Origin of the sequence: Schleiferilactobacillus harbinensis DSM 16991 (assembly GCF_000425885.1) — a bacterium.
In the GTDB taxonomy this organism is placed as follows: domain Bacteria; phylum Bacillota; class Bacilli; order Lactobacillales; family Lactobacillaceae; genus Schleiferilactobacillus; species Schleiferilactobacillus harbinensis.
Map to the genome: position 1 here is coordinate 50,154 of NZ_AUEH01000007.1, position 24,571 is coordinate 74,724.

General features: G+C 52.4%; 21 protein-coding genes and 1 pseudogene. 13 read left to right on the plus strand and 9 right to left on the minus strand.

Going from position 1 to position 24,571, the window contains the following annotated elements:
• Nucleotide 1: 1 nt before the first annotated feature.
• Nucleotides 2-1,006 carry an aldo/keto reductase gene (locus H627_RS0103400; protein WP_027827802.1) on the minus strand — a complete coding sequence of 335 codons (1,005 nt, stop codon included), beginning with the start codon at nucleotides 1,004-1,006 and terminating at the stop codon, nucleotides 2-4.
• Nucleotides 1,007-1,151: 145 nt separating this feature from the next.
• On the opposite strand from H627_RS0103400, the gene H627_RS19955 reads away from it, so the two are divergent.
• Both H627_RS19955 and helD read left to right on the plus strand, forming a co-directional pair.
• Nucleotides 1,152-1,319, plus strand: coding sequence for a hypothetical protein (locus tag H627_RS19955; RefSeq protein ID WP_155827891.1), 168 nt, complete (start codon nucleotides 1,152-1,154; stop codon nucleotides 1,317-1,319).
• A 14-nt stretch (nucleotides 1,320-1,333) separates the two neighbouring features.
• A complete protein-coding gene (gene helD, locus H627_RS0103410) occupies nucleotides 1,334-3,628 on the plus strand; it encodes an RNA polymerase recycling motor HelD (protein WP_027827803.1) in 2,295 nt (764 codons plus the stop codon).
• 60 nt (nucleotides 3,629-3,688) lie between these two features.
• Here the strand turns inward: helD and H627_RS0103415 are convergent, their stop codons facing one another.
• Entirely contained in the window at nucleotides 3,689-4,255 is a 567-nt protein-coding gene (locus H627_RS0103415) for an SGNH/GDSL hydrolase family protein (RefSeq protein ID WP_027827804.1), read from the minus strand.
• A gap of 154 nt (nucleotides 4,256-4,409) precedes the next feature.
• Between H627_RS0103415 and H627_RS0103420 the strand changes: the two genes are divergently transcribed.
• The 5 genes from H627_RS0103420 to H627_RS0103445 all read left to right on the plus strand — a co-directional run bounded on the left by H627_RS0103420 (nucleotide 4,410) and on the right by H627_RS0103445 (nucleotide 9,183).
• Nucleotides 4,410-4,607 carry a hypothetical protein gene (locus tag H627_RS0103420; protein ID WP_027827805.1) on the plus strand — a complete coding sequence of 66 codons (198 nt, stop codon included), beginning with the start codon at nucleotides 4,410-4,412 and terminating at the stop codon, nucleotides 4,605-4,607.
• 100 nt (nucleotides 4,608-4,707) lie between these two features.
• Nucleotides 4,708-5,637, plus strand: a complete 930-nt coding sequence (gene coaA, locus H627_RS0103425; protein WP_027827806.1) for a type I pantothenate kinase — start codon at nucleotides 4,708-4,710, stop codon at nucleotides 5,635-5,637.
• Between the two features lie 76 nt (nucleotides 5,638-5,713).
• Complete coding sequence (gene guaA / locus H627_RS0103430; protein ID WP_027827807.1) at nucleotides 5,714-7,264, plus strand: glutamine-hydrolyzing GMP synthase; 1,551 nt, start codon at nucleotides 5,714-5,716, stop codon at nucleotides 7,262-7,264.
• Between the two features lie 685 nt (nucleotides 7,265-7,949).
• On the plus strand, nucleotides 7,950-8,234 hold the full coding sequence (locus H627_RS0103440; protein WP_027827808.1) for a helix-turn-helix domain-containing protein: 285 nt from the start codon (nucleotides 7,950-7,952) through the stop codon (nucleotides 8,232-8,234).
• 82 nt (nucleotides 8,235-8,316) lie between these two features.
• Nucleotides 8,317-9,183, plus strand: coding sequence for a reverse transcriptase family protein (locus H627_RS0103445; RefSeq protein WP_027827809.1), 867 nt, complete (start codon nucleotides 8,317-8,319; stop codon nucleotides 9,181-9,183).
• 224 nt (nucleotides 9,184-9,407) lie between these two features.
• Here H627_RS0103445 and H627_RS0103450 read toward each other — a convergent pair whose 3' ends face one another.
• Together H627_RS0103450 and H627_RS0103455 are read right to left on the minus strand one after the other, a co-directional pair.
• The gene (locus tag H627_RS0103450; protein ID WP_027827810.1) at nucleotides 9,408-10,511 is read right to left on the minus strand and encodes an ImmA/IrrE family metallo-endopeptidase; all 1,104 of its coding nucleotides are present in this window, start codon (nucleotides 10,509-10,511) and stop codon (nucleotides 9,408-9,410) included.
• Nucleotides 10,512-10,733: 222 nt separating this feature from the next.
• Entirely contained in the window at nucleotides 10,734-11,663 is a 930-nt protein-coding gene (locus H627_RS0103455) for a hypothetical protein (RefSeq protein WP_152319340.1), read from the minus strand.
• 1,088 nt (nucleotides 11,664-12,751) lie between these two features.
• On the opposite strand from H627_RS0103455, the pseudogene H627_RS16795 reads away from it, so the two are divergent.
• Nucleotides 12,752-13,503, plus strand: a pseudogene (locus tag H627_RS16795) (ATP-grasp domain-containing protein).
• Between the two features lie 85 nt (nucleotides 13,504-13,588).
• On the opposite strand, the gene H627_RS19060 reads toward H627_RS16795, so the two are convergent.
• A complete protein-coding gene (locus H627_RS19060; protein ID WP_051225131.1) occupies nucleotides 13,589-14,308 on the minus strand; it encodes a hypothetical protein in 720 nt (239 codons plus the stop codon).
• A gap of 208 nt (nucleotides 14,309-14,516) precedes the next feature.
• Between H627_RS19060 and H627_RS16805 the strand changes: the two genes are divergently transcribed.
• The 4 genes from H627_RS16805 to asnA all read left to right on the plus strand — a co-directional run bounded on the left by H627_RS16805 (nucleotide 14,517) and on the right by asnA (nucleotide 19,433).
• Nucleotides 14,517-14,939, plus strand: coding sequence for a GNAT family N-acetyltransferase (locus H627_RS16805; RefSeq protein ID WP_373880560.1), 423 nt, complete (start codon nucleotides 14,517-14,519; stop codon nucleotides 14,937-14,939).
• Between the two features lie 139 nt (nucleotides 14,940-15,078).
• Nucleotides 15,079-15,399 (plus strand): hypothetical protein, encoded by a 321-nt coding sequence (locus tag H627_RS0103480; protein ID WP_027827813.1) that lies wholly within the window; start codon nucleotides 15,079-15,081, stop codon nucleotides 15,397-15,399.
• A gap of 31 nt (nucleotides 15,400-15,430) precedes the next feature.
• Nucleotides 15,431-17,965, plus strand: coding sequence for a M1 family metallopeptidase (locus tag H627_RS0103485; RefSeq protein WP_027827814.1), 2,535 nt, complete (start codon nucleotides 15,431-15,433; stop codon nucleotides 17,963-17,965).
• A gap of 460 nt (nucleotides 17,966-18,425) precedes the next feature.
• On the plus strand, nucleotides 18,426-19,433 hold the full coding sequence (gene asnA, locus H627_RS0103490) for an aspartate--ammonia ligase (RefSeq protein ID WP_027827815.1): 1,008 nt from the start codon (nucleotides 18,426-18,428) through the stop codon (nucleotides 19,431-19,433).
• Between the two features lie 45 nt (nucleotides 19,434-19,478).
• On the opposite strand, the gene H627_RS0103495 is transcribed toward asnA, so the two are convergent.
• Together H627_RS0103495 and H627_RS0103500 are read right to left on the minus strand one after the other, a co-directional pair.
• Nucleotides 19,479-20,645 carry a MalY/PatB family protein gene (locus tag H627_RS0103495; protein ID WP_027827816.1) on the minus strand — a complete coding sequence of 389 codons (1,167 nt, stop codon included), beginning with the start codon at nucleotides 20,643-20,645 and terminating at the stop codon, nucleotides 19,479-19,481.
• A gap of 17 nt (nucleotides 20,646-20,662) precedes the next feature.
• Nucleotides 20,663-21,124 (minus strand): DNA-3-methyladenine glycosylase I, encoded by a 462-nt coding sequence (locus H627_RS0103500; RefSeq protein WP_081674608.1) that lies wholly within the window; start codon nucleotides 21,122-21,124, stop codon nucleotides 20,663-20,665.
• 363 nt (nucleotides 21,125-21,487) lie between these two features.
• On the opposite strand from H627_RS0103500, the gene H627_RS16810 reads away from it, so the two are divergent.
• Nucleotides 21,488-22,912: a sugar porter family MFS transporter gene (locus tag H627_RS16810; protein WP_051225132.1), complete on the plus strand. Its 1,425-nt coding sequence runs from the start codon at nucleotides 21,488-21,490 to the stop codon at nucleotides 22,910-22,912.
• Between the two features lie 59 nt (nucleotides 22,913-22,971).
• Here the strand turns inward: H627_RS16810 and H627_RS0103510 are convergent, their stop codons facing one another.
• Entirely contained in the window at nucleotides 22,972-23,838 is an 867-nt protein-coding gene (locus H627_RS0103510; RefSeq protein WP_027827818.1) for a DNA/RNA non-specific endonuclease, read from the minus strand.
• 13 nt (nucleotides 23,839-23,851) lie between these two features.
• The gene (locus tag H627_RS0103515; protein WP_051225133.1) at nucleotides 23,852-24,568 is read right to left on the minus strand and encodes a sunset domain-containing protein; all 717 of its coding nucleotides are present in this window, start codon (nucleotides 24,566-24,568) and stop codon (nucleotides 23,852-23,854) included.
• Nucleotides 24,569-24,571 lie beyond the last annotated feature (3 nt).

A 24,571-nucleotide genomic window follows, 5' to 3' on the forward strand; every position in this document is an offset into this window, starting at 1 on the left:
CTTAACGATTCAGAATCGCCTCAATGGCTGCTAATTCATCCGCCGTAAAGGTCGTCTGGTTCCCGGCCTTAATATTGCTTTCCAAATGATCCACGCTGGTCGTGCCGATGATCACACTGGTCACCACCGGATCCCGCAGGAGCCAGGACAGCGCCATTTCGGACAGGGTTTGGTCCCGGTTTTGGGCGATTTTCTTCAAGTCGTTTAATTGGGCGACAACGTGATCTTTGCCCTTGGCGAAAGTCTCCGTATTCGACCAGTGAATCGGGAAGTCGGCAGGGATGCCGGCCAAGTAGCGGTCGGAGAGCAAGCCCTCGGATAGCGGTCCATAAGCCACGAGCCCAGCGTCCAAGTCTTTCATCGTTGTTAGGAAATTATCTTTCTCCGCCGTGCGATTAAACATGTTGTAAGAGACTTGATTGACCACGAAGGGTGTGCCAAGCTTCTGGAACCAGCCGACCATTTCCTTGGTTTGAGCGGCGGTGTAGTTAGAAATGCCGATATACAACGCCTTCCCGGCGCGAACAACGGCGTCCAAGGCCCGAGCGGTTTCTTCGAACTTCACCTTTGGGTCTGGCCGGTGGCTGTAGTAAATATCCACATAATCCAATCCCATTTTTTCCAGACTGGTATCGATGCTCTGCATCACGGCCTTGCGGCTGCCGAATTCACCGTAAGGGCCGACGCCGTATTTGAAACCGACCTTGGTGGTGATCACCAGCTCATCCCGATAAGGCTTCAGGTTGCGGCGGTAAATGTCGCCGAAGAGCCGCTCGGCACTGCCGATTTCTGGTTTGCCGTAGTTATTGGACAAGTCGAAGGAGAAAACGCCCTCGTCAAAGGCCTTCAGGATCACCTTTTCCCGGTCCAGTACAGGATCGCTGCTGCTATAGTGGCGCCACAAACCCAGGGAGACGGCCGGCAATTGCAGACCGGTATCCCCGGCACGGCGAATCGCGGTCCGATTATCGTAGCGGGTATCATCAGCCCGATAAACTTCTGTCATTTGAAAAACCTCCTATTTGTATGTGTCTCCTTTATTCTATGGTTTACGCAAAATGTAAGCAAGGCACACCCTTGTGTAAAAATTTGCGAACAGTCTCGAAATCTGATAAACTATTTAATTAAAATTGTGCGATGGAGGGCATTGATTGAACAAAAAATCGCTATTTCTGGGCGGCATCACGCTGATTGGCCTAATCATCGGCATCATCACCCGGCATTATGCACTTTGGACCCTGGGCGCGCTTGCCCTGGGGTACGTCTTTACTTTCTGGCTGCCGCGTCTGTGGACAGCCTGGCAGCATCGTCGTCAGTGAAAGGACTGAGGTTTATGGCACAGGACGAAAAGGCGCTGGAACAGCGTCATCTGGATACGGTCTTGGAAAAGTTAGACACAGCGGAAAAAAAGCTGGAGAAACAAATTCACCGGGCCAAATCCGAAGAAAAAAATATTGATAAACATTTCAATGATGATGTCCACCTCTCCTTTGGCAGCGATACGACAACGATGGAGACAGCGATCACCATCCATCAGCAGCAGCAATTGCTCCAGGAACGGGACAACGCCTGGCGCAACTCCGATTTACAGCTGAAGACCGTGCAGCGGCTGCAAAAGTCTCCGTACTTTGCCCGGGTAGACTTCAAAGAGTCCGGCGAACCCCGCCGGGAGACGATTTATATTGGCCTGGGGTCGTTCAGCGACCGTAATGATCATTTCTTGATCTACGATTGGCGGGCGCCGATTTCTTCTATCTACTATGACGGCGGCTTGGGCCACGTGACCTACCAAACCCCGGACGGCGAACAGTCGGTGGACGTGTCGCTGAAGCGGCAGTTCATCATCAAGGACAACCAAATCGTCAATTTGTTCGATACCACCGAAACTATCGGCGATCAGATGCTTTTGGAAGTGCTGGGGGAAAAATCCAGCACCCAGATGAAGTCCATTGTGACGACGATTCAGCAGGAGCAGAACAAAATCATTCGGGATACCGATTCCGATCTGCTCTTTGTGCAAGGGGCTGCCGGGTCCGGGAAGACCTCGGCGATCCTGCAGCGGGTGGCCTATTTGCTGTACCGCTATCGGGGCAACCTGACCAGCAGTCAGGTGATCATGTTCTCACCAAACCAATTGTTCAATGACTATATTGAAAACGTCCTGCCGGAACTGGGCGAGCAGAACATGGTTCAGATGACTTACCAGCAATATACCAACCGCCGCCTGCCGGCCTTGGCAGCAGAGAGTCTGCAGCATCAATTCGAAGTACAATTGGATACCGATGCTAAGAAGATCCAGCATTTCAAGCAATCGCTGGAATTCTTCAAGGCGACCCGGACTTACGCGTTGCACTTGAACCATGAGGGCATGCATTTCCGCAATCTGATGTTTCAGGGCAAGCCGTTTTTCACCAAGCAGCGGATCAGCGAGATCTACTACAGTTTCAATGCCAATTACAAGCTGATCAACCGCTTGGAGGCGACCAAGGAACGGCTGGTGAACAGTTTGAACCACCGGATCGACAGCGAGACAAAGGCCGATTGGGTGCAGCAGGCAGTGCAGGATCTGGATTCCGAAGATTTGCAGAAAATGTACCGGACCGTCGACCAGGAATTTGCTAACTCCGATGACGAGTACAAGTTCCTGGCCCGGCAGATCGTCACCAATGCCTTTCAGAAAGTTTATAATGCCGTCCGCCGGAACCATTTCTTCAATATCCGGATTCAGTACATGGCCTTTCTTAAAGCAATTCCGGAGCTGGTCGATCTGGCTAAGTGGGGAATCACGCCGGCCATGTGGGACGCCCACATTGAGCAGATGCGGGCAGTCCTCAGTGACCGCAAAATCGACGCGGACGATGTCACGCCGTTCCTGTACTTATATGACCTGATCACCGGCCACCACACCGACCGCCACATGCGCTTTGTCTTCATCGACGAGATTCAGGATTACACCCCGTACCAGCTGGCCTATCTGCGCTACCGCTTCGGCAAAGCCCGCTTCACAATGCTGGGGGATTTGAACCAAGCCATCTTCACCAAGCAGAGCGATGGCGACTTGCTCGGCGATGTGGCCACACTGTTTGATCCGGAGAAGACCAATGTGGTCCAGCTGACCAAGAGCTACCGGTCCACTGAGCAGATCACGAACTTCACGAAGGCATTGCTGGTCAACGGCCAGCGGATCGATGCCTTTGATCGGGCAGGGGACCTGCCGAACGTCTATATCGGCGCGACAGAAGCAGATCTGCTGGTCCGGCTGGAGAAACAAATCGGCATGAATGATAGCTCTGGGCTGACCACCGCCATCATTACCCGGACGCTGGAAGATGCTCAGGCGCTGTATGCCCAGTTGAAAGACGGCGGCGTGGCGGCCACGCTGATCAAATCCGAGAACCAGCGGCTCGCTCCGGGCGTGATCATTGTGCCGTCCTTCCTGGCCAAGGGACTGGAATTCGACGCAGTCGTCATGTACCAGGCGAATACCGCCAACTACGGCAGCGAAGACGATCGGCAATTGATTTATACGATTGCCTCGCGGGCAATGCACCGGTTGACGATTCTGGCCAGTCCGGACCTGGCACCGATTTTAGCGAATGTACCGCAGGACCTGTTTACCCAGGAATAAACGGTAAAAAAATGAGCCTCGCCGGCGGTGCTGCCGGTCGGGGCTCATTTTCTGTATTGATTAGCGTTTCTCCATAGCGTGGACGCTGCTGACGATCAAGTCGGCCAGCAGGTCGTAGCCCAGGTCAGTGAAATGCTGACCATCGCTGGCTAAGAGGGCCTGGGGGTCAGGACTAGCCACCATCGCCTGGTGCAGATCCACCAGCAGAACGTTCTCTTTATCTGCGACTTCTTTGGCCGCCTGGGTGTAGCCGGCGACACTGTCCTGGTTGCGGTCCTGGAGCCGCTGGGGATCGCCGAAGGGCGGCGTGAGGAGAATCACAGAATCGGGGCCGATGATTTCAATCATGGTCCGCAGGTTATCGTAAAAATCGTCCGCGGTGACGTTAGTCGTATTGCTGGCGTCGTTGGCACCGTAGCCGATGACGACGAGGTCGTGCTCCCCGGCGGCGGTATCCTGGGTCACCCGGTTCAGCGCCTCGTCGGTGGTCTCACCGGGCACTGCCGCCATGACGATGTCATAGCGGGGCAAGCGGCCGGCTAAACGGTCTTTCAACAGAGTAGACATCTGGCCGTTGCGCCAGCCGGCGAAGATGGAGTCGCCGAGAAGAATCAATTTTGCAGCCATAATTGGACTTCCTTTCTTAACTCATCATCTCAATTCTAGCACGGCTGCGACTTTCGACTGATTTTTAACGACTTGCTTAACCCACTGGATACTGCGAACGCTTTCGCGATATAATGGCTTTGGAGCAAGAAAGAAAAAATAAGGAGTGAAGCTGATGTTCGCGATCGGCATCAAAGTAAACAACCGGATGATGTATTTGGGCAGCCCAGACCATGAACGGTTCCGTTACGGGCTGCATCGGTTCCCAACGGACGCTAAGGCGTTCAAAACCAGTGAAGAAGCTAAGAAATTTGCGGATGATTACTTCACCCATTCTTCTCGGTGGGAAATTGTGCCGTTGCCGCAAAAGTAAGCATCAGTACTTAACGTCAAAATGCGCGTCACTGCAGTCTGTGGTGACGCTTTTTTTCTGGTAATCATGGAACGTAATCTCAGTAGAATTAGGTGATCTTGTGGCAGTAACACGGAACTATTACGAATTCGATCGGGAGCAGTGGGCCAGTTTGCACGGGCCTACGAAGCGGGCGGAAATCACGGACGCCGACTTGCAGTCGGTGAAGGCCTTCAACGATAAGATCTCATTGGCCGACGTGCGGGAGATCTATTGGCCCCTGCGCCGGCTGGTTTATCTGTACTTCAAGAACTTTCGGCAAAAGCGCCAGACCCTGGCGCACTTTCTGGACACCGACGTCGGCCCGTCGCCATTCATCATCGGCATTGCCGGCTCGGTGGCGGTGGGGAAGAGTACGACGGCCCGGCTGCTGGACTTGCTGCTGCAGCGGGCGTATCCCAAGCTGACCGTGCAGACGGTGACCACCGATGGGTTTCTGTATCCCAACGCGATCTTGACGAAGCGGGGGATCCTGGACCGTAAGGGATTCCCGGAAAGCTACGACATGGGCAAGCTGCTTGAAGTATTAGATGCCATCAAAGCCGGGAATCCAGACGTGCTGGTGCCGGCGTACGACCATCAGACCTATGATGTGCTGCCGGACAGCCAAGGCATTCACGTCCGCCAGCCGGATATCCTGATCGTCGAAGGGATCAATGTCCTGCAGCTGCCCAGCAACGCCCAGATCTACGTCAGCGATTTCTTCGATTTTTCCATCTATGTCGATGCGAATCCGGCGCTGGTGGAAGAATGGTACTTGGACCGGTTCGGCCTGCTGCTGGACACCGCGTTCACGGATCCGAACAACTATTACTACCAATACGCCATCGGGGATCGCCAAGCCGCTTTCGCCATGGCCCGCCGGGTCTGGCGCGACGTGAACCTGAAGAACCTGAAAGAATTCATTGAGCCGACCCGGTCTCGGGCCGATTTGGTGCTGCACAAGACCGCCCACCACCGCATTGACGAGGTCGACCTGCGGAAGTACTAGGGTATCGGCAGAGACGGTGCGAGCCGGCGGCAAATATGGTAAAATGTGTTATCAAATTAGCAGAGGAGTGGGATTCTTGGCACCCAGCAATGTGGATGAAATCATTGTGTTGGATTACGGCAGTCAGTACAATCAGTTGATCACCCGGCGCATCCGGGAGTTTGGTATCTTTTCTGAACTTAAGTCCCATAAGATCACGGCAGCAGAAGTGAAGCAAATTGCACCGAAGGGGATCATTTTCTCCGGCGGCCCGAACAGTGTCTACGACGAAGGGGCCTTCGATGTGGATCCCGAGATCTTTGAACTGGGGATTCCCATTCTGGGGATCTGTTACGGCATGCAGCTGATGGCCCACAAGCTGGCCGGCGGCAAAGTAGAACCCGCGGATAACCGGGAATACGGCCACGCCGATATTACCGTCACCGACCCGGAGGCCGTGCTCTTCAAGGGCCTGCCCACCGAACAATATGTTTGGATGAGCCACGGCGATCTGGTTACTAAGGTGCCCGACGGCTTCAAGGACGTCGCCACCAGCCCCAATTGCCCGATTGCCTCCATCGCGGATGATACCCGCAAATTCTACGGCATCCAGTTCCACGCCGAGGTTCAAAACACCGAATATGGGCACGAGATCCTGCACCGCTTCGCCTTCGACGTCTGCCACGCCGAAGCCAACTGGAGCATGCAAGACTTCATCGACCAGCAGATCGAGAAGATCCGGCAGACCGTGGGCGATAAGAAAGTTCTCCTCGGCCTCTCCGGCGGGGTCGATTCCTCCGTCACTGGCGTGCTGCTGCACAAGGCCATCGGCAATCAATTGACCAGTATCTTTGTGGATCACGGCCTGTTGCGGAAGAACGAAGCAGACCAAGTTATGGATAGCTTGGAAGGCAAGTTCGGCCTGAACATTATCAAGGTCGATGCCCAAAAGCGGTTCCTGGATAAGCTGGCCGGCGTCAGCGATCCCGAAAAGAAGCGGAAGATCATCGGCAACGAGTTCATCTGCGTCTTCGACGATGAGGCTGCTAAGCTGAACGGCGGGTTTGACTTCCTGGCCCAAGGCACGCTGTACACGGACGTTATTGAGTCTGGTACGGATACCGCCCAAACCATTAAGTCCCACCATAACGTCGGCGGCCTGCCCAAGGACGTGGACTTCCAGCTGATCGAACCCCTGCGGACACTGTTCAAGGACGAAGTACGGGAGCTGGGCGAGAAACTGGGCATGCCCCATAGCCTGGTATGGCGTCAGCCGTTCCCCGGCCCGGGTTTGGCTATTCGGGTCGTTGGCGCGGTCACGCCGGATAAGCTGACGATTGTCCGCGATTCTGATGCGATTCTGCGGGATGAGATCGCCAAGGCCGGTCTGGATAAGGACATCTGGCAGTATTTCACCGTTCTGCCGGGCTTCAAGTCTGTCGGGGTCATGGGTGATGGTCGGACGTATGACTACACCATTGGGATCCGGGCGGTGACGTCAATTGATGGGATGACGGCGGACTTCGCGAAGATTCCTTGGGATGTACTGCAGAAGATTTCTGTGCGGATCGTTAATGAGGTCGCGAATGTTAACCGGGTGGTTTATGATATTACGAGTAAGCCGCCGGCGACTATAGAGTGGGAATGAGAATGCTATTTCCAGTCCCTCAATATTGAATAAACCTTTCAACTCAGCGCAAGCAACGATTGATTGCGCTGAGTTGAAGGGTTTTTGTGACCAGTGAAAATAGTTGATCTTTGCAGGATTAACTATGATGGCTTCCATTTTTTCTTATGCCGCTGATTCTGTGCTGGTAGATAAGTGCAATTCGCTATCAGACAAACAAAGATTGACACCCGGTAAATTCTGATGTATAGTTATTGTAACAACTTGTTGGTAAACCCTACTGCAATTGGAGTGAAATAATCACTCGCGGATTCTCAACCGAGAATCTAACCCTGAACCGGACCTCGGTAGCGTCTGGCCGCCAGATGCGGCGGCCGCTCGCGGGCCATGGGCTCAGGGACGGCCCATGGCCCAAAATTGCAGGGATGAGTTTTTCCGAAGACCTGATCTTTCCACAGGGGGCTGAAATTTCAGCCGGAAAGGTCGTTATCAAATGATGACACGTAAGCAAAAAAACAAGTTGCGTTCGGAAAAGCGCATGTTACAATGCCGGGAAGGCTTCAATTTATGGGGTATTACAATAATTAGGGCGTTGGATTTGGTGATCCGCCTAATTGATTTTATCCATGATATGTGGTTTTGATCGGCAGGAGACAAATTAGTCCCTGCTTTTTTTCTTGCTGAATTTTTGGAAGGGGGGTTCATAATGTTTGGTGATACATTCCGACAATTACGGACAATATATGGATATTCTGCAAAAGAGCTGAGCCAGAAATTGAATATTTCCCCTAGCTACCTTTCTGAGATTGAAAATGGACGAAAACGGCCATCATTGACGTTACTCGAAACGTTTGCAAAGGCATTCAATTTGCAGTTGTCAACTTTGGTGTTGCTTACTGAGGAACAAGAACAACTCGCAAACGAAGGTAAAAGTAAATTGATGATACGACAACTGATTTTAAAGACATTGTCAAAGTATTCGGGTGAATGAGATGACAACAAAAGTTACTAAACGGTACCTACTAAACCAGTCAGCTCTTTATCATTGCACTTCAAAGAGGAAACTGGCTCGGGTGTTACAGATTGACCTCAAAAGACTTGTCGGAATTGTGGGTGATATACCTAATCAGTATTCAACTATTACCCGACCTAAAAAGGATTCGGGAGAACGCATTGTTCATAATGCTCACTTCGAACTCAAGCGTGTTCAACGGAGACTCTTTACTTTGTTGCGAAGAGTAAAACGGCCCAACTGGTTGATTTCTGGAGAAATAGGAAAAAGTATTACCGACAATGTTCGTCCACATCTGGGCGGAACGCAATTGCTAAAGATCGATATAAGTGGTTTCTTTGATAATTGTAGTAGGGAATCTGTATATCAGTTCTTCCACGTCCAAATGGCACAACCATCAGACGTGGCAAAGATATGTACGGATTTGTGCACACTGGAAAATGCAGTTGTTCAGGGTGCGTCAACGAGCATGCTTATTGCGTTTTACGCCAACCAGTCAATGCTGCAAGAATTACATGAGCTTGCGGAGGATAACAGTCTTATCTTTACCGTGTATGTCGACGACATTGCATTTTCTAGTTCTCATTCTTTCCAGGCTTCCGACATCTTAGATCAGGCAACTAGGATAGTTTCTGCGTACGGATTCCGTGTGAAAAACAAAAAAGTAAGGGCATACAATGATTCGAGACCAAAGCTTTTGACGGGAGTCATTATAACAACAACGTCAAAAATGGCGGTCCCTAATTGTAAACGCAGAAAAATTTTGGATGATATGACTCAGTACCGACGATCCACAAATCCAGCGGAACGGCGGTCAATGCGTAGCAAGATTCTGGGCCAAATAAGCGCTGCTCAACAAATTGAACCGGATTTTTTCACTGGAGTGAAAAACCAACTCAAATACGAAATGAGAATGGACGAGGATTAACTACTCAAGTCGTCTCATATCTCGCTCAAGCCAAGCAGGTGTCTGCGACGATGATGGAATCCTTACGAATCCGGAAACTGAGATTATCGTTCTTAGGAACCAGCTCGTTGTAGACTCTGTCCAGCGTGTAAGGGTACGGCGTGTTGAGGAAGGAGTCCCAAACCACTGGAAAGAACTCTTGACGATAGTTACGGTTAAGATGTTGGAGTTCACCAGATAGCCGTTCATGATGCTTCCTCTCGTTCGTTAAAGATTTCGATCGTGCGGTCAAGCATCTTGTAGATGATTCCAATCAAAGATGCAGCCTCAGTGGGCAAAACAGTACCGTTCTCTTGGGCAGCAACCAAGGCAGACATATATCTGCGGTCGTTGTAACTCAGTGCGGTGTTGTAGGGGTCGCCGCCAGAGCTTTTGGGCGGGACGACTGGTGGCATGTAGTTCACATCATCTGTACTGTTGATCAATCGCAAACTCTGTGCTCTGATGGCGACGGCTTGAGGACTGACACCAAAGTATCGTGCAGTTCGGTCAATGTTGTTACTGTCAAAATGCATCTTAAACTCAAGTGCTGGCATGAGGAATGCCGCCACCACTTTGTTAATGTGTCGTTCTTCAACGATGTCACGATCATTTCCACTCAATAGTTCATCGGTGCCGTGAAGGATATGGATGAACTCATGGATCAGGGAGAAGATACGAGCGGTGTAACTGTCCTTTTGGTTGATAAAAATCAACGGCGCATAATCATCGAGAAGAACAAATGCCCGGAGTTCACTGATTTCAATCGGTCGATTAGTCCCTAGGCCGGCACCGCCTTTTTGCATCACTAAGATACCAATTTCGGAAAGCTGATTTCTGAGGTCTTTGAATAGATCTCGCGGACTGGAGAAATGAGTCAATACGAGATAGCGGTTCACAACCTTCAATGTTTCGTTGGCATCGCTTACTGCCGCGTTGCCAATAAATGCTAGCTTGTGTGTGGCAATTTGGCTGTTCTCTTTAAACCAAGCCTGTTTCCGTTGCATCTCATAAATGACGTCGCGCACTGTGAGGCTGACTTGCGCCGGCGCATTTTCTTGAGTCCGGAACGCGAGGCGAATATCTTCCAGTTTTGGTGGTTTGTCGAGGAGGAGGTCACCAAAGGGGACATGGAGACGGGTCGCAAAAGTGCCGAGCTGCTTGACAGTTGGCTGGAGGTAATGCGTGAAGTTTTCTTGCAGCCACTTGGTGTCTTGTAACGCCTTGTGCTGGGATTCTGGAGGTAAATCAGTAATTTCAAAAGCCCAGTCGATTAGTTCTCTGCGAACATCTACGCGAATCTCGGTCATCATTTCTCCTCCTGTCTTTCTTGGCTTCATTATACCGGACAGCGCACCAGTCTGTATAGAATCGAAACCGGATAATCTGTGCAACAAACCAATTGTTCAACTGAAGATGGAGGGCAGATAGTGAGTTTTGAAGTCAGAAACGAGGGCACCAAAAACGCCACATCGACAGTTTGGGCCGATGTGGCGTTCTTGGTGCTCCTTCGCATACCAGTTACCGAGAACCTATTCGAATGCGCACTTACTATATCCATTGAGGCGGGCTTCGGCCAGTGTCATTGTGAAAACAGAATTAGCACGGCGTAAGCCGCGGCATCCTTGGTCGAAGTGGTACTTGTTGCCAGACGTGGTGACATATACAGTTTGCTGATCGTTGTCAGTTTGCCCAGCGGTTTCAGTGACGGATGAAGCGGCCGCGGCTTCTTGGGCTTTGCTTTCAGACGCCGCTGTAGCCTGAGAACTGCTTACTGCTGCTGCTTGGGCAATGGACGAACTTGCTGCAGCTGATGATTCTGACGACGCCTTAGCCCGACTGGACGATTCGGCTGCCTGACGGGTGGATTTCGAGGAAGCGGCTGCGGCCTTAGCAGCTTTGGCCCGTTTGGCAGTGGCGACTGCTTTTCGTGAGGACTTAGCAGCAGCTTTCGAACGACTCTGAGACTTGGCGAGTGCTTTGGCCTTGGCCTGCTTCTTGGCGTCTTGCTTAGCTTTTGCAGAGTCTCGCTCGGCGGCCGTCCTTTTTGAACTCTCAGCCGCGGCGCTTTGTGCTTTAGCCTGTTCTGCAACCTTTTCTGACCGCACCGCTTCCTCCTTACCCTCGGGTGAAGCAGTCACCATTGTACTGCCAATACCGAACACGACTGCAGCCGATACGGCAATGATGACTGAACGCCGTTTACCGGCCCCGGTCTTTCGAGAGCGAATGAGGTGCCAGATGCTCGTGATGAGGAAATAGCCGCCGCAAACCGACAGCAGCACGCCGATGGTCCCCAGAAGACTCGTGGAGCCTAGCAAGCCGGCACCAATGAAGAATAGAATGACTGACACGCCGGTAATGGTCTTAGGTTGGCGCGTGTTTTGCTTAGCTTTCGAAGCCCGCCGCCACTGCCAAAGCCCAACAAAAAAGCCGATCATTCCGGCTGTTGAAATAAGCATACCCAAAGATTCCATAATTCTCCCCTTTTCAAAACGGTTACTTTCTGCTAGTTTACCTCAATATAGATGTTCTTCACAATCCCACGGTGATTAAAGTGAGCGACTGCTGAAAGGGATACTCGTCCATTTTTCCATTCTTTGCTTGAAACATCGGGGTAGTTCATATTCAGATGTGCATGATATACTCAGTTCAAATGTTGCGGCTTATGGATTATGGCGCCACCAAAAACGGGTCACCACGTACCCGATCAGAATAGTTCCCGCAATCGGTAATCCAGGGAAATTGTTGCTGATTTGTCGTTAGTTATGTCAATCAACCCAAAGGCTACGAATTGACCAAGAATATTTTGCGGGGTTGTGTCTGAATTTGAGCAAATTCTGAAGGGGGGTGATTTCCAAATGATGGTATTTGAGGGCGAGTCCGCTCAGGTTGTTGATAGGGCTGGAGAGGATTATAAGAGAAGGTTCCATAAATATCCACCATATAGTTCAATACTTGCAAAGACGAGACGCTACGTCTTGACCGAGGCGGCAGCGAAGGAATATGCAACGTACCTCACGTCTCTTGATAAACCATTGCCGGACGATCCGCCAGGAAGGCTCAATTAAGACACGTCCGTAATAATATTAAATTTCAGAAATACAGCGTGGAGTATGAGAAGGGCCAGTCGTTCATGGGAGCGTGTAGCTGCATACCCTTCACTGCAAAATATTGACAGCTGATGACCGCTCTGCTATATATTGAGTCAACTTGAGCAATCTGTGGGAGGCGTAGTACAGTGGTTTGGCAAGCGTATGAATCAGGCAAGACAATTGGGCAAACAGGATCTGAGGGTGGCGTGATCCTCAAAGACTAGGAGGCAACGGACTATGCCCACATCACGCTGGAACAGGCGCGATACTTCGCAATCACCGTGGGACTGTATGGCGTGCTGGTGCATACTGCGTTCGCATCCAGCCTTGAAGAAGCCACTCAAAAGTACAATGCAATGAAAGCCGCCCTTGAAGCAGCCCCAAAGGATAATGACGACTTATACGCGTGGTGCGATGCATTTACTGATCGATTTCAATGACAAGGGGAGAGCTGTATGACAGTCTACGTAAAAGATACCCAGTTTCCAATTGAAGCCAATGTGAATCCTTATAACGCGGCGCTTGGCTTTTACCTGCGTGGTGAAGAGGTCATCCACTACCGGGAACAGAAAGAGATCGGTACATTCAACATCGACGACATTCTCGTTGATTACGTCACTGAGACTCAAGCCTTTCTGGCGGCGATGGGGATTCAGGTGCCGCATTTCGACTATCCAACTGCCCTTCAGCCGTATTCGGCAGAAATGTGCACCAAGCCAAATTGGAAGACATCATCAATAATCCGAGTTCTTGGGGCGTCTTCATCAAGCCGGTTTCTACGGCGAAATGGTTTACCGGCCGGGTGATCAATCAGGCTCAGGATCTACGGGGGATTGGTATGGCAGAAGACACCCGGGTTTGGGTGAGTGACGCTGTGGAGTTTGTTGCCGAATGGCGAGCATACATCCTAGACGGTACGGTAATTGATGTTCGGCCGTATGCCGGTGATTATCATTTTTCCTTTGATGCCACGGTGTTGGACGCCGCGGTGACTGCTTGGAACGACGCGCCCGCGGCTTACAGTCTCGATATTGGTGCCACTGAGGATGGAAAAACGTTGATTGTTGAAGTGAATGATGGGTATGCGCTGGGAAGTTACGGTTTGAGTCCGTATAAGTATGCGGCTTTCTTACAGGCGCGGTGGCAGCAGCTTGTTGCGCCGTTCTTTGCAGAAAACGACGTCTTTGTTGTGCCTGATTCTCTCTGATTATCCAGCACTGAATGAATAGGGTGCGGTGGCCGTGATGGTCAAAGAAAGACTGGCGTTTAAAATTTCGCCAGTCTTTTTGATTTTATTCAAATCCGCATTTAGTCAATCCTTGAGCAGTTGCATCCGACAAACTCATGGTCGATACAGAATTAGCATTGCGCAGACCGCGACAGCCGCGATTGAAATGGTATTTTGAGCCGGTGGCTGTGATGTAAACCAGTTGCTGATCGTTGGTGTTCTGCGGAGCAGCTGCTTGTGATGACGACGCAGCCGCCTGTTCGGCTTGAGCAACAGACGAGTTGGCCGCAGCAGACGGTTCCGCCGCGGCTTTTTCCAGACTGGAGGATTCAGCAGCTTCCGCTCGACTTGACGATTCTTTTGCGGTCAGAGATTCGTACTCAGCCTTTGCGCTGCTTTCTTCTTCGGCCGCTGACGATTTTGCTTCGGGCGAGGTCTGTGTTGAGTCAGCAGCATCTTCATGGAGATTTGACGATGGACCAACCAGGGTCGTGCCTGCCATGACAAGTACAATACCGATAATGATGAGCAGCAATGATCCGCCAGCTGTTCGTTTTCTGAACAAGCGCCAAATGCCGGAAACGAGAGCTAGCATGCCGGTCACCGCAATCAGTGTCCCAATGATTGACTTGATACTGATGAAAAACAAGACAGCTGCAATCGCCGTGATGATTTTAGCAGTTCGATTATTTTGCCCAGCCCGAGCTGAGCGGATCCACTGCCAGATACCGTAGATCAGGGCAATGAGACTGACAATTGTAACCAGTGTCCAAATGATCTTCATGGTTCTTCCCCTTTTCAAAAACCGTTGTTATTGATATTCTATCGTATAGATAAAATCTTCACAATAAATTCGGCGACCCAGTATTTCGATATCTGGACCATTTCATTTAGAAAGGGGTCATCAGGAGGATGATTCGCTCAATGCAGCTCAGCGATATTGCGGCGGTCAATGCTAGTTTTGTCCAGCAAGGCTGGCCATTGCGCACGCAGTGCACCAGTACCTACATGACCAAACAACCCGTCAGCGCCGGGTCTTCATTGCAGAAGAAGCAGGAACCATTGCCGGTTACGTCACATTGCTGCCAGCGGCGCTCACCGGTCCGTTCGCGGATAAACTGCCCGAAATCAGCGACTTCAACGTCTTCACCAAGTTCCAGCGGCACGGTATCGGCAGCACTTTACTAGATGCCGCCGAACAAGCCGCCGCCCAGCTCGCCGCCGCTGTCAGCCTCGGCGTGGGTCTGCATGCTGGTTACGGTCCGGCCCAGCGGTTATACGTCAAGCGGGGGTATGTCCCTGACGGCAGCGGTGTTTGGTATCAAGACAAACCGCTGCCGATGAACGCGCTGAGCCGCAATGACGACGATTTGGTGCTCTATATGAGCAAGGCACTGACTCCCGAAACAAATTAGCAGCGACCAACAAGAAGCTGATTGACCGCTTACTTAATTATTTTGCAAAAATAGTCCATTAAATACTAATCCATAATTGACGCCCGTTCGATTGTGGGCAATAATATTGTCATCCCCTTTTCAGGAAGATGGCGAGTAAATGAAGACATGCACTTTTATTAATCGAGAATTGACAGAATTGGAACTGAACGCGCTTTGGCATGCGGCGACGGGCCATCCGCTGGCGGCTGGTCACGCCGTTCAGCCCTGCACACTGATTTTGGCCGGTCATGACGCAATTTTTAAACTGGCGCGGTGTGCCCGGTTGAACGGCGGCGATGCTGCCTTTTCTGTTCAGCAGGCCATGCGGGTCACGACGCCTGAATACCTCAATTCAGAGGAGGTAGACAGCATCATCGCCCGGGTCATTCGGTGGAAAAGCGGTTCCCAGGCCCCCGTTTGTAGGCCAAATGTCGTATAATGGCCTTATCCTAACGAATTGAGGGGAAAACATGGCAGAATTGAAGCATTTCTATGAAACATTCCAACCCAAACATTATGATGTCTATATCGACATCGATCGGGAAAAGAAACTGATTTCTGGTAAGACCACGATCACCGGCGCCGCCCAGGCACAGGAGATCTCCGTGCACCAGAAGTATCTCAAGGTCTCTGCTGTCCAGGCTGGCAATCAAGACGTGCCGTTCACCACGGACGACCAGGCCGATGCCATCCGTATCACCTTGCCGGCGGCTGGCGACGTGACGGTGGCGATTACTTATACGGCGCCGTTGACCGACACGATGATGGGCATTTATCCATCTTATTATCAGTTGAACGGTGAGAAAAAGCAGCTGATCGGCACGCAGTTTGAAACGAATGCGGCCCGCCAGGCTTTCCCCTGTGTCGATGAACCGGAAGCCAAGGCGACTTTTGATTTGGCCATCAAGTTTGACGAACATCCCGGCGAAACCATCATCAGCAATATGCCGGAGAAATCTGAAAAAGACGGCGTGCACTATTTTGCCACCACCGTCCGGATGTCCACGTACCTGATTGCCTTTGCTTTTGGCGAAATGCAAAGCAAGCTGACCAAGACGAAGAGCGGCGTTGAGATTGGCGTGTTCGCTACCAAGGCGCACCAAGCTAATGAGCTGGACTTTGCCTTGGATATCGCGAAACGGGCAATTGAATTCTACGAAGATTTCTATCAAACTCCGTATCCGCTGCCGCATTCTTATCAATTAGCGCTGCCGGACTTCTCGGCCGGTGCGATGGAGAACTGGGGCCTGGTGACATATCGGGAAGCACTGTTGCTGTTGGATCCGGACAATACCGCGTTGGATACCAAGCAGCTGGTGGCCACGGTCATCACCCATGAATTGGCGCACCAATGGTTTGGTGATTTGGTGACGATGAAGTGGTGGGACGATCTGTGGCTTAATGAAAGTTTTGCCAACATGATGGAGTATGTCTCTGTTGACGCCCTGCAGCCGGATTGGCATATTTGGGAGACGTTCCAGACTTCTGAAGCGCCCGCTGCACTGCAGCGGGATGCCACGGATGGCGTGCAATCGGTCCATGTTGATGTGGAAGATCCGGCCGAAATCGACTCCTTGTTCGATGGGGCCATTGTTTACGCCAAGGGCGCGCGGCTCTTGGTCATGGTCCGGGCACTGATTGGTGACGATGCCTTGCGGGCCGGCTTGAAGAACTACTTTGCGGCTCATCAATACGGCAACGCTACGGGTGCTGATCTGTGGTCCGCTTTGGGGGTAGCTTCCGGTTTGGACATCGGCGCCATTATGCATTCTTGGCTGGATCAACCCGGTTATCCGGTAGTAACGGCCGCGGTCAAAGACGGTCAGTTGACGCTGAGCCATAAACAATTCTTTATTGGTGAAGGTCAGGACGTTGGCCGGCAATGGCAGATTCCGCTGAACAGCAACTACGATGCGGCGCCAGCCATTATGAAGGACAAAGAAGTGACGGTCGGCGATTACGCTAAGTTGCGGGCCGCCGCCGGCCAACCGTTCCGGGTCAACGTGGGCAATAATTCCCATTTCATCGTGAAGTATAACGACACGCTGATGCAGGACATTTTGACGCACACCGATGAACTGGACGATATCGCCAAGCTGCAGTTGTTACAAGATCTGCGCCTGTTGGCAGACGGCCGCCAGATTTCTTACGCGACGCTGGTCCCGCTGCTTCCCCGGTTCGCGGATAGTCATGCGGCAGTGGTCAACACGGCCCTATATCGCGTCGCAAGCAACCTGAAGCGTTTCGTGACCCCCGATTCGCCGGAAGAAAACCAGCTGAAGGCTTTCTACAATCAGCTAAGTGCCGATCAATTGGCTCGTTTGGGCTGGACGCCTAAGGCCCATGAATCCAACGATGATCAGTTGACCCGGCCGTTTATCTTGAGTGCGGCATTGTATGGCAAGAACGGGGCAGCCATTGCTGCTGCCCATGACTTGTTCAAGGCCAATGCGGACAAGCTCGCCAGTTTGCCGGCGGACATTCGCTTTTACGTGCTGGCCAACGAAGTCCATGACTTCGGCAGCGCCGATCTGGTCGATGAGTTGGTGGCGGCTTACCGGGAGACCACCGACGGCAGCTACAAGGGTGATTTGCGTGCCGCTGTGACCCAGACGCCGGACAAGGCGCTGCTGGCTAAACTGATTGGTCTGTTCAAAGATCCCGATACCGTCAAGCCCCAAGACTTGCGTTCCTGGTTCTACGGTATTTTAGCCAACCATCACGGCGAACAGGCGGCTTGGGATTGGCTGCGGAATAACTGGCAGTGGCTGGAAGAAAAGGTCGGCGGCGACATGGAGTTCACAACCTACATCACCGTTGTAGCCAATGTTTTCCGCACTCGGGAGCGCCTGAACGAGTTTAAGGCCTTCTTCGAACCGAAGCTGAATACGCCGGGGCTGACTCGGGAGATCCAGATGGATACCAAGGTTATCGCCAGTCGGGTAGACTTGATTGAAGCGGAAAAGGCTGCGGTGAACGCGGCCGTAGCCAAAGCTATTCAATAATTTTTAGTACGTCTCAAGAGCTGCGTTGGCGAAAGCCGGCATGGCTCTTTTTCACCCTCAGATAAATTTCATCTTGGGGGCTTGACATTCTCTTTTTCCATGTTATGATTTGTTACATCAAATAAACGAACGACAAGCGGAAAGACGAGTAGGGTGCGCCATCCGGACAGTGAATCGAGGCTAGTGGGAACTCGAGACGGCAACGGTGAACCTGAATAACACTTTCCGAGTCTCGCGCTGAACGTTTTGCTAGTAGGCCGCGACGTTACCGGTACGTTACCATCCGGAGGCGTATGTTAGTACGCTGTGTGAGGCGGCCTATTTTGGATAGGCAACTTGGGTGGTACCGCGAATTGTCATTCGTCCCTTGAATTGGGGCGAATGACTTTTTGTTTGCCCCGCAAACTAAAACGACCAGAGCCCAGCCGGTGCTGGTCGTTAAAAATTAGGAGGCCGCATTATGCATCTCACGATTCCCAAAGAATACGATCCGAAGTTGTCTATCCGCCAAACCCAAGAAGCCATCCGTTATATTCGGGAAACCTTCCAAGACGAGTTTGGTAAAGAACTGCATTTATCCCGGTTATCAGCACCGATGTTTGTGGAAAAATCCACTGGCTTGAATGACAACCTGAATGGGGTGGAAAAGCCGGTTTCGTTTGATATGGCCGATCTGCCGGATGAACGGATCGAAATCGTCCATTCCCTGGCTAAGTGGAAGCGGGTGGCGCTCAAACGTTATGGCTTCGGGATGCACCAGGGGCTGTACACCAACATGAATGCCATTCGCAAGGACGAAGACCTGGACAATTTCCACTCGATTTATGTTGATCAGTGGGACTGGGAGAAAGTCATCGACAAAGACGAGCGCAACACGGATACTTTGAAAAAGACCGTTCGGGAAATTTTCAAAGTCATCAAGCACATGGAGCACGAGGTGTGGTACAAGTATCCCCAAGCGGTCCATCATTTACCGGACGAAATTCATTTTGTTACCACGCAAGAACTGGAAGACCGCTGGCCGGATAAGACGCCCAGCGAACGGGAAGACGCGATCACCAAGGAACTGGGCTGTGTTTTCCTGATGCAGATCGGTTGGCCGCTGAAGTCCGGCAAGCGCCATGACGGTCGTGCACCGGACTATGACGACTGGACGCTGAACGGTGATATCCTGTTCTGGTATGAACCGCTGCAGCGGGCGTTGGAGATTTCCAGCCTGGGTATCCGGGTGGATAAGGACGCCATGCTGGCCCAGCTGAAGTCCGTGGATGCCGAAGATCGCCTGCGCCTGCCATATCACCAGATGATCGTTAACGAAGAGCTGCCGTACACCATTGGCGGCGGGATCGGTCAATCACGGTTGTGCATGCTGCTGCTGGGCAAGGCCCACGTCGGGGAAGTACAGGCGAGTGTTTGGCCGCAAGCAATGATCGATGAGTGTGCGGCCCATGATATTCATATTTTGTAATTAAAAAAAATCCGAGGAAACGGTCGGCCGTCCTCGGATTTTTTGCTATTCCTGATACTCTTGAATTCCGGTCGCCAACCGCGCCAGCCCGTCTGCCAGCATCGTCTGCGGACAGGCAATGTTCATTCGCAGGAAATGCCGGCCGGCGGCGCCGTAATCCGTCCCGGCCGCCAAGACCAAACCGGTCTTCTCCCGCAGGAAGTCATTCAGCCGAGCACTGTTGCTGGTCACAGCCGTGCAATCCAACCACAACAGATAGGAAGCTTCCGGCACGGCAAATTTGATCTGCGGTAAACGCTGCGCAAGATAATCCTGAGCAAAAACAACATTGTTCCGCAAGTGCGCCTTCAGAGCGGCCAGCCAGGCGTCACCTTCAGAATACGCTGCGATGGTGCCTGGAATCGCCACAAGATTGGGCTCCCCCAGCCAATCCACCGCCAGACCATGCGCGACGATCGCCCGCAGCGCGGGATTGGGAATGGTCACGATGGCCGCGTGCAAGCCGGCCAGATTGAACGTCTTGCTCGGCGATACCGTGGCAATTGTGTGCTGAATCAAATCGGCCGGCAGGGAATCAATGGAGACGTAGTCATGGTCAGCCAATACCAAGTCGCGATGGCTCTCATCGCTGATCAAGGTCACTGAATTATCTCGGCACAGCGTCACGATCCGGATCAGTTCGTCGCGAGACCACAGCTTGCCGATGGGATTGTGCGGGTTGCACAGCAGCATCATGGTCGTCTGGGGATCCGCCAGTTTTTTCTCCAGATCCGCAAAATCAATGGCATAGGATAAGTCATGGGCATCATAAATGAGATTATTCGCTAAAATATGCCGCCCGTTGCTTTCCACGGCGTTAAAAAACATGTTGTATACCGGCGGCTGCAAGACGATATTATCTCCGGGATTGGTCAACCGCCGAATAATGGCGGCAATCGCCGGCATCACACCGGTGGCAAACAGCATCCACTCCGGCGGACAAGAAAAATGATGCTGGCGCTGATTCCAAGCCGCCACGGTGGTGAACAGTTCGGCCGGCACTTTTTCATAACCGAAAATACCCGCGGCCACTTTGGTCTGCAGCGCCGCCTTGATCTCCGGCGCGGTTTCGAATTCCATATCCGCGATCCACATCGGCAGTTCTGTGTCCTGAACGTTCCATTTGATTGAATTCGTGTGGCGGCGAGGCGGGACAGTGACAAAATCATACATTGGCAAAAAATCTCTTCCTATTTCATTGGGTGCGGGGCGATTCCCGTACCGACGAGCATTAATTGGATGGTGGTTGGGCCAACAAAAGTAAAGCCGCGCTGCTTCATGTCCTTGGCGACGGTCTTTCCATCCGCTCCTTGAAATGACCACAGGTAATCCGCAAAGTCTTTGAACTCCGGATTCAGCTGAACGATTGCTCGGGCATTTTGGACGATGGCCCGGATTTTACGCGGATTGCGGATCATCGCCGGGTCATTCTCGATTTCTTCGATCGTTTCTTCATCGTAACCGGCTACTTTCTGGGCATCAAAATGGGCAAAGACCCGGTCGAACTCCGGCAGCTTGCTGGCGGCGGCCTTCCAGCTCAAGCCGGGCTGGAACACAGCGACCACTAAAAATTTGAACAGCACCTGCGGATCATGGGTGGCGTGGCCGAATAATTGATGGTACTCGTTAATTCCGTTTGCTTCTTCTGCCATGATGAGGACCCTCTTTCTTCTTCTATTGTAGGATACCACGCCAGTCGCTGGGATGGGGGCGGGGCGGCAGTCAAATTACGGCTGCTTTTTTAGCGGGTTATTCAATTTTCTGAAACCTGGATCAGTGTTATACTAGACTTGCAGTCGGTTATTGACGGAGCAAGTATTTTTTAGTGAGAGCACCACCATGACTTATCATCTTTTTTAGATATTCAAGTATCAGATGCAATGGGTTACTTTGTGTTTTGCCAGCCGCACGCGATTTGCGGCTATTTTTGTACTCACCAAATCGACTGCTAAAAAAGCAGGAGGCGTTTGTATTTTGCAGAATCAATTGACTATTTACCATGATGTGATGCGGCGATGACTCAAGATTTGACTAAGCCCCAGAGGCGGCGCTTACGAATCATTTCGCTGATCGCCACTTGCGGCGGGCTGCTCTTCGGGTATGATACCGGCGTGATCAACGGGGCGCTGCCCTTTATGGCGCAGCCCAGTGAATTGAATATGAGCCCGCAGATGGGAGGCCTGGCAACCAGCTCGCTGACGCTCGGCGCGGCCCTTGGCGCTATGGTCATTGGTCGAATCGGCGACAAGCGCGGGCGGCGCTGGACGATTCGGATATTAGCGGTTATCTTTGCCTTGATGACAACCCTCAGCGCACTGGCTCCCAGTGCTTCAGTCCTCGCGCTGGCGCGCTTGTTTCTAGGCGTCGCGGTCGGCGGGGTATCTGTCTTAGTACCAAGCTTTCTGGCAGAAATTGCCCCGAAAAGCATTCGCGGCCAGATGGTCACTCAGAATGATCTGATGATCGTGACCGGCCAGCTGCTGGCCTTCATCCTGAATGCGGTACTCGGGACGACTTTTGGTACCGTCCACGGTATTTGGCGCTGGATGATCGTGCTGGCCACGATCCCAGCAATCGTGCTGTGGATCGGGATCAACTTTGTCCCAGAATCACCCCGCTGGCTGACGGCCCACGGTAAACGAGGCGAGGCTCTGCGGGTGCTCCACACCATTCGTTCCGAGCACGAGGCCCAGTTAGAAATGGCAGAGATGAACCAGGCGATGCAGGCCGAACGAACTACGGCCCGGCCGAGTTTTAAAGACCTGGGTACGCCCTGGATCCGCCGATTGGTACTGATTGGCATTGGCCTAGGCGTTACTCAACAGATTGCCGGAGTCAACATCATCATGTATTATGGGACGACTATTCTAGAGGCATCCGGATTTGGCCGGGATGGCGCGTTGATCGCCAATATTGCCAACGGGGCTGTCTCGGTGGTTATGTCCCTCGTGGCGATTCGGATCATGGGCAGTGTCAAGCGGCGTACGATCTTGATCACGGGCCTGGTCGGTACTACCGGGGTGATGGCCGGCATCGCCTTGGTCGTGAAGTTTCTCAACGGCAGCGCCATCCAACCCTATGTAACTGTTGGCCTGACGATGCTGTTCCTCGCATTCTTCCAAGGCGCCATTTCACCCATGACTTGGCTGCTGCTGTCAGAAATTTTTCCCGGCCGGCTGCGCGGGCTCGGGATGGGGTTCGCCACGTTCTTCCTGTGGCTCAGCAACTTTCTGGTGGGCGACACCTTTCCCATCTTAGTCCATAACCTGGGTATGGCCGGCTCCTTCGGCGTATTCGTGGGTACGAACCTGGCCGCTTTGGTGTTCGTCATTAAGTGTGCGCCGGAAACGGCGGGCAAGTCTCTGGAAACCATTCAACAAGAGGCAGAAATGACCGGACAGACGCCGCGCTATGCGTTGCGGCATCCAAACAGCCGGTAATGGTAGCGACAGAAAATCCCTGGGTACCAGACGGTTCAGTCTGACACCCAGGGATTTCTTTAGCCTTTTACACTGGTACCGTCAGTGTAGTTGATCGTATAGCCCGGTTCGACGTTGAAAATATACACATTGAACCGCACCGTATTATCACCGACGGATTGGGCCCGCATCTGCACGCCGCGGGCAACGAGTTCGTTACCCCGATAGACCGGCTTGACTTGATAGCGGATGAAGTGCTGATTGCTCTGCTTCAAATAGTAGGCAATGTCCATCTCATGAGCCAGCATATGCGGATTATTCAACGATTGCGTTCCGGTAATCAGGTTCTTCGGGTTGTTGTTCTCGCCAGACAACTGAAAACCGATGAGGTGGCTGCGGTTATACAGCCAGCCGTGGGCGGTGCGCTTGTTCCGCCAGCCGGTGGGGTCCCAAGTGAGGGCGGTCCGTTTGCTGGTAGGCATCAAGGACCGGTTTAACAGAGCGTTGGCCGCCTGGGCCCGGTTCAAGCTGTCCAGGTCGGCGTAACTTTCCCAGCCGCCCTTGGCGGTGCTTTGGTCACTGGCTGAAAAACCTGGATCGTTGTTGTTCACGGTGATTTCCGGCGTGCCGGAATAATTCAGCTTGGCCAGGTCTGGGGCGGCAGTGCTTGATGCGGCCGCCGTCGGCTTGGCACTCTCCTGTTTTGGTGCTGCCGGTTGTTTGCTGAGCTTCTTTTCCAGCTCACTGATCACTTCTTTGTCCAAAGACATGGACTCCGCCTGATCTTTGATCTTAGCGGCGGTGTTTTTGTTGGTCTGCGCTAAGCGGCTGACCGTGGTTTGCAGAGACGACTGCTGGGCGGCCTGGTTATCTGGTTGGCCAGTGCTGCAGCCTGCGAAGAAAAAAGCGGCGGCCAGCACCAGCGGCATTAATTTGCGTAATTTCATCGTGTTGGCCTCCCTAGCGCAATGCTTTCCGATAACCAGCGTTGATGGCATCCTGCTCCGTATTAAAGTGGACCGCGTTGGCGGAATTCATCCGGTAGCCGGCCTGACCGGGTACGTGGTAGATCTTGGAGTTGACGTTGCCGACGATAGTTCCGGTTTCGGCGGTATTCATGTCGCCCCGTTGACTTTGGGCCGTCTGGGTTTGCTGGGCGGCAGCAGCGGCTTGGGAACTGCTCGCCGCCGCCTGTTTGCTGCTTTCGGCCGCTGCGGCCTGTTTGCTGCTCTCAGCTGCCGCCGCCAGTGAAGACGATTGGGCAGCGGCAGAAGAAGAGGCCGCCGCCTGGCGTGCAGATTCCTTGCTGGCCGCTTCTGCCTTTGCAGATTCTTTGGCGGCCAGTTCGTCTTCCAAGTCCGAGCGTTTTTTGCTGAGTGATTCCGCCACAGCGTTTTGACTGGACTTCTTGGCGGCTAATGATTTGGCTTCCGCCTGAGCGGCTTTTTCCTTAGCAGTCAGCTTTTTGACACTTGCTGTATTGGCCGTGTTGGCCGACTGGTCTGATGTACCGCAGCCAGCGATGCCGACTGTCAGCAACAGGATGGCAGCTAAAAGCGCCCATCGACCAAACGATTGGCGGCTCCTGAGCCGATGAAAAAAGATCAGCAGACCGACGGCGCCAGCGAAGAGGGCCACGACTCCCCATGGCCCAATACTATGAATGATTTCTCCCACAAT

Excerpts from the sequence above, each read along its gene's own strand:
- H627_RS0103480 (WP_027827813.1), top strand. The coding sequence starts at position 15,079 with ATGAAGACATGCACTTTTATTAATCGAGAATTGACAGAATTGGAACTG.
- H627_RS0103485 (WP_027827814.1), top strand. The coding sequence starts at position 15,431 with ATGGCAGAATTGAAGCATTTCTATGAAACATTCCAACCCAAACATTAT.
- H627_RS0103510 (WP_027827818.1), bottom strand. The coding sequence starts at position 23,838 with ATGAAATTACGCAAATTAATGCCGCTGGTGCTGGCCGCCGCTTTTTTC.
- H627_RS0103450 (WP_027827810.1), bottom strand. The coding sequence starts at position 10,511 with ATGACCGAGATTCGCGTAGATGTTCGCAGAGAACTAATCGACTGGGCT.
- H627_RS0103415 (WP_027827804.1), bottom strand. The coding sequence starts at position 4,255 with ATGGCTGCAAAATTGATTCTTCTCGGCGACTCCATCTTCGCCGGCTGG.
- asnA (WP_027827815.1), top strand. The coding sequence starts at position 18,426 with ATGCATCTCACGATTCCCAAAGAATACGATCCGAAGTTGTCTATCCGC.
- H627_RS16810 (WP_051225132.1), top strand. The coding sequence starts at position 21,488 with ATGACTCAAGATTTGACTAAGCCCCAGAGGCGGCGCTTACGAATCATT.
- H627_RS19060 (WP_051225131.1), bottom strand. The coding sequence starts at position 14,308 with ATGAAGATCATTTGGACACTGGTTACAATTGTCAGTCTCATTGCCCTG.
- H627_RS0103420 (WP_027827805.1), top strand. The coding sequence starts at position 4,410 with ATGTTCGCGATCGGCATCAAAGTAAACAACCGGATGATGTATTTGGGC.
- H627_RS0103400 (WP_027827802.1), bottom strand. The coding sequence starts at position 1,006 with ATGACAGAAGTTTATCGGGCTGATGATACCCGCTACGATAATCGGACC.
- H627_RS0103440 (WP_027827808.1), top strand. The coding sequence starts at position 7,950 with ATGTTTGGTGATACATTCCGACAATTACGGACAATATATGGATATTCT.
- helD (WP_027827803.1), top strand. The coding sequence starts at position 1,334 with ATGGCACAGGACGAAAAGGCGCTGGAACAGCGTCATCTGGATACGGTC.
- H627_RS0103495 (WP_027827816.1), bottom strand. The coding sequence starts at position 20,645 with ATGTATGATTTTGTCACTGTCCCGCCTCGCCGCCACACGAATTCAATC.
- H627_RS0103455 (WP_152319340.1), bottom strand. The coding sequence starts at position 11,663 with ATGCTTATTTCAACAGCCGGAATGATCGGCTTTTTTGTTGGGCTTTGG.
- H627_RS0103500 (WP_081674608.1), bottom strand. The coding sequence starts at position 21,124 with ATGGCAGAAGAAGCAAACGGAATTAACGAGTACCATCAATTATTCGGC.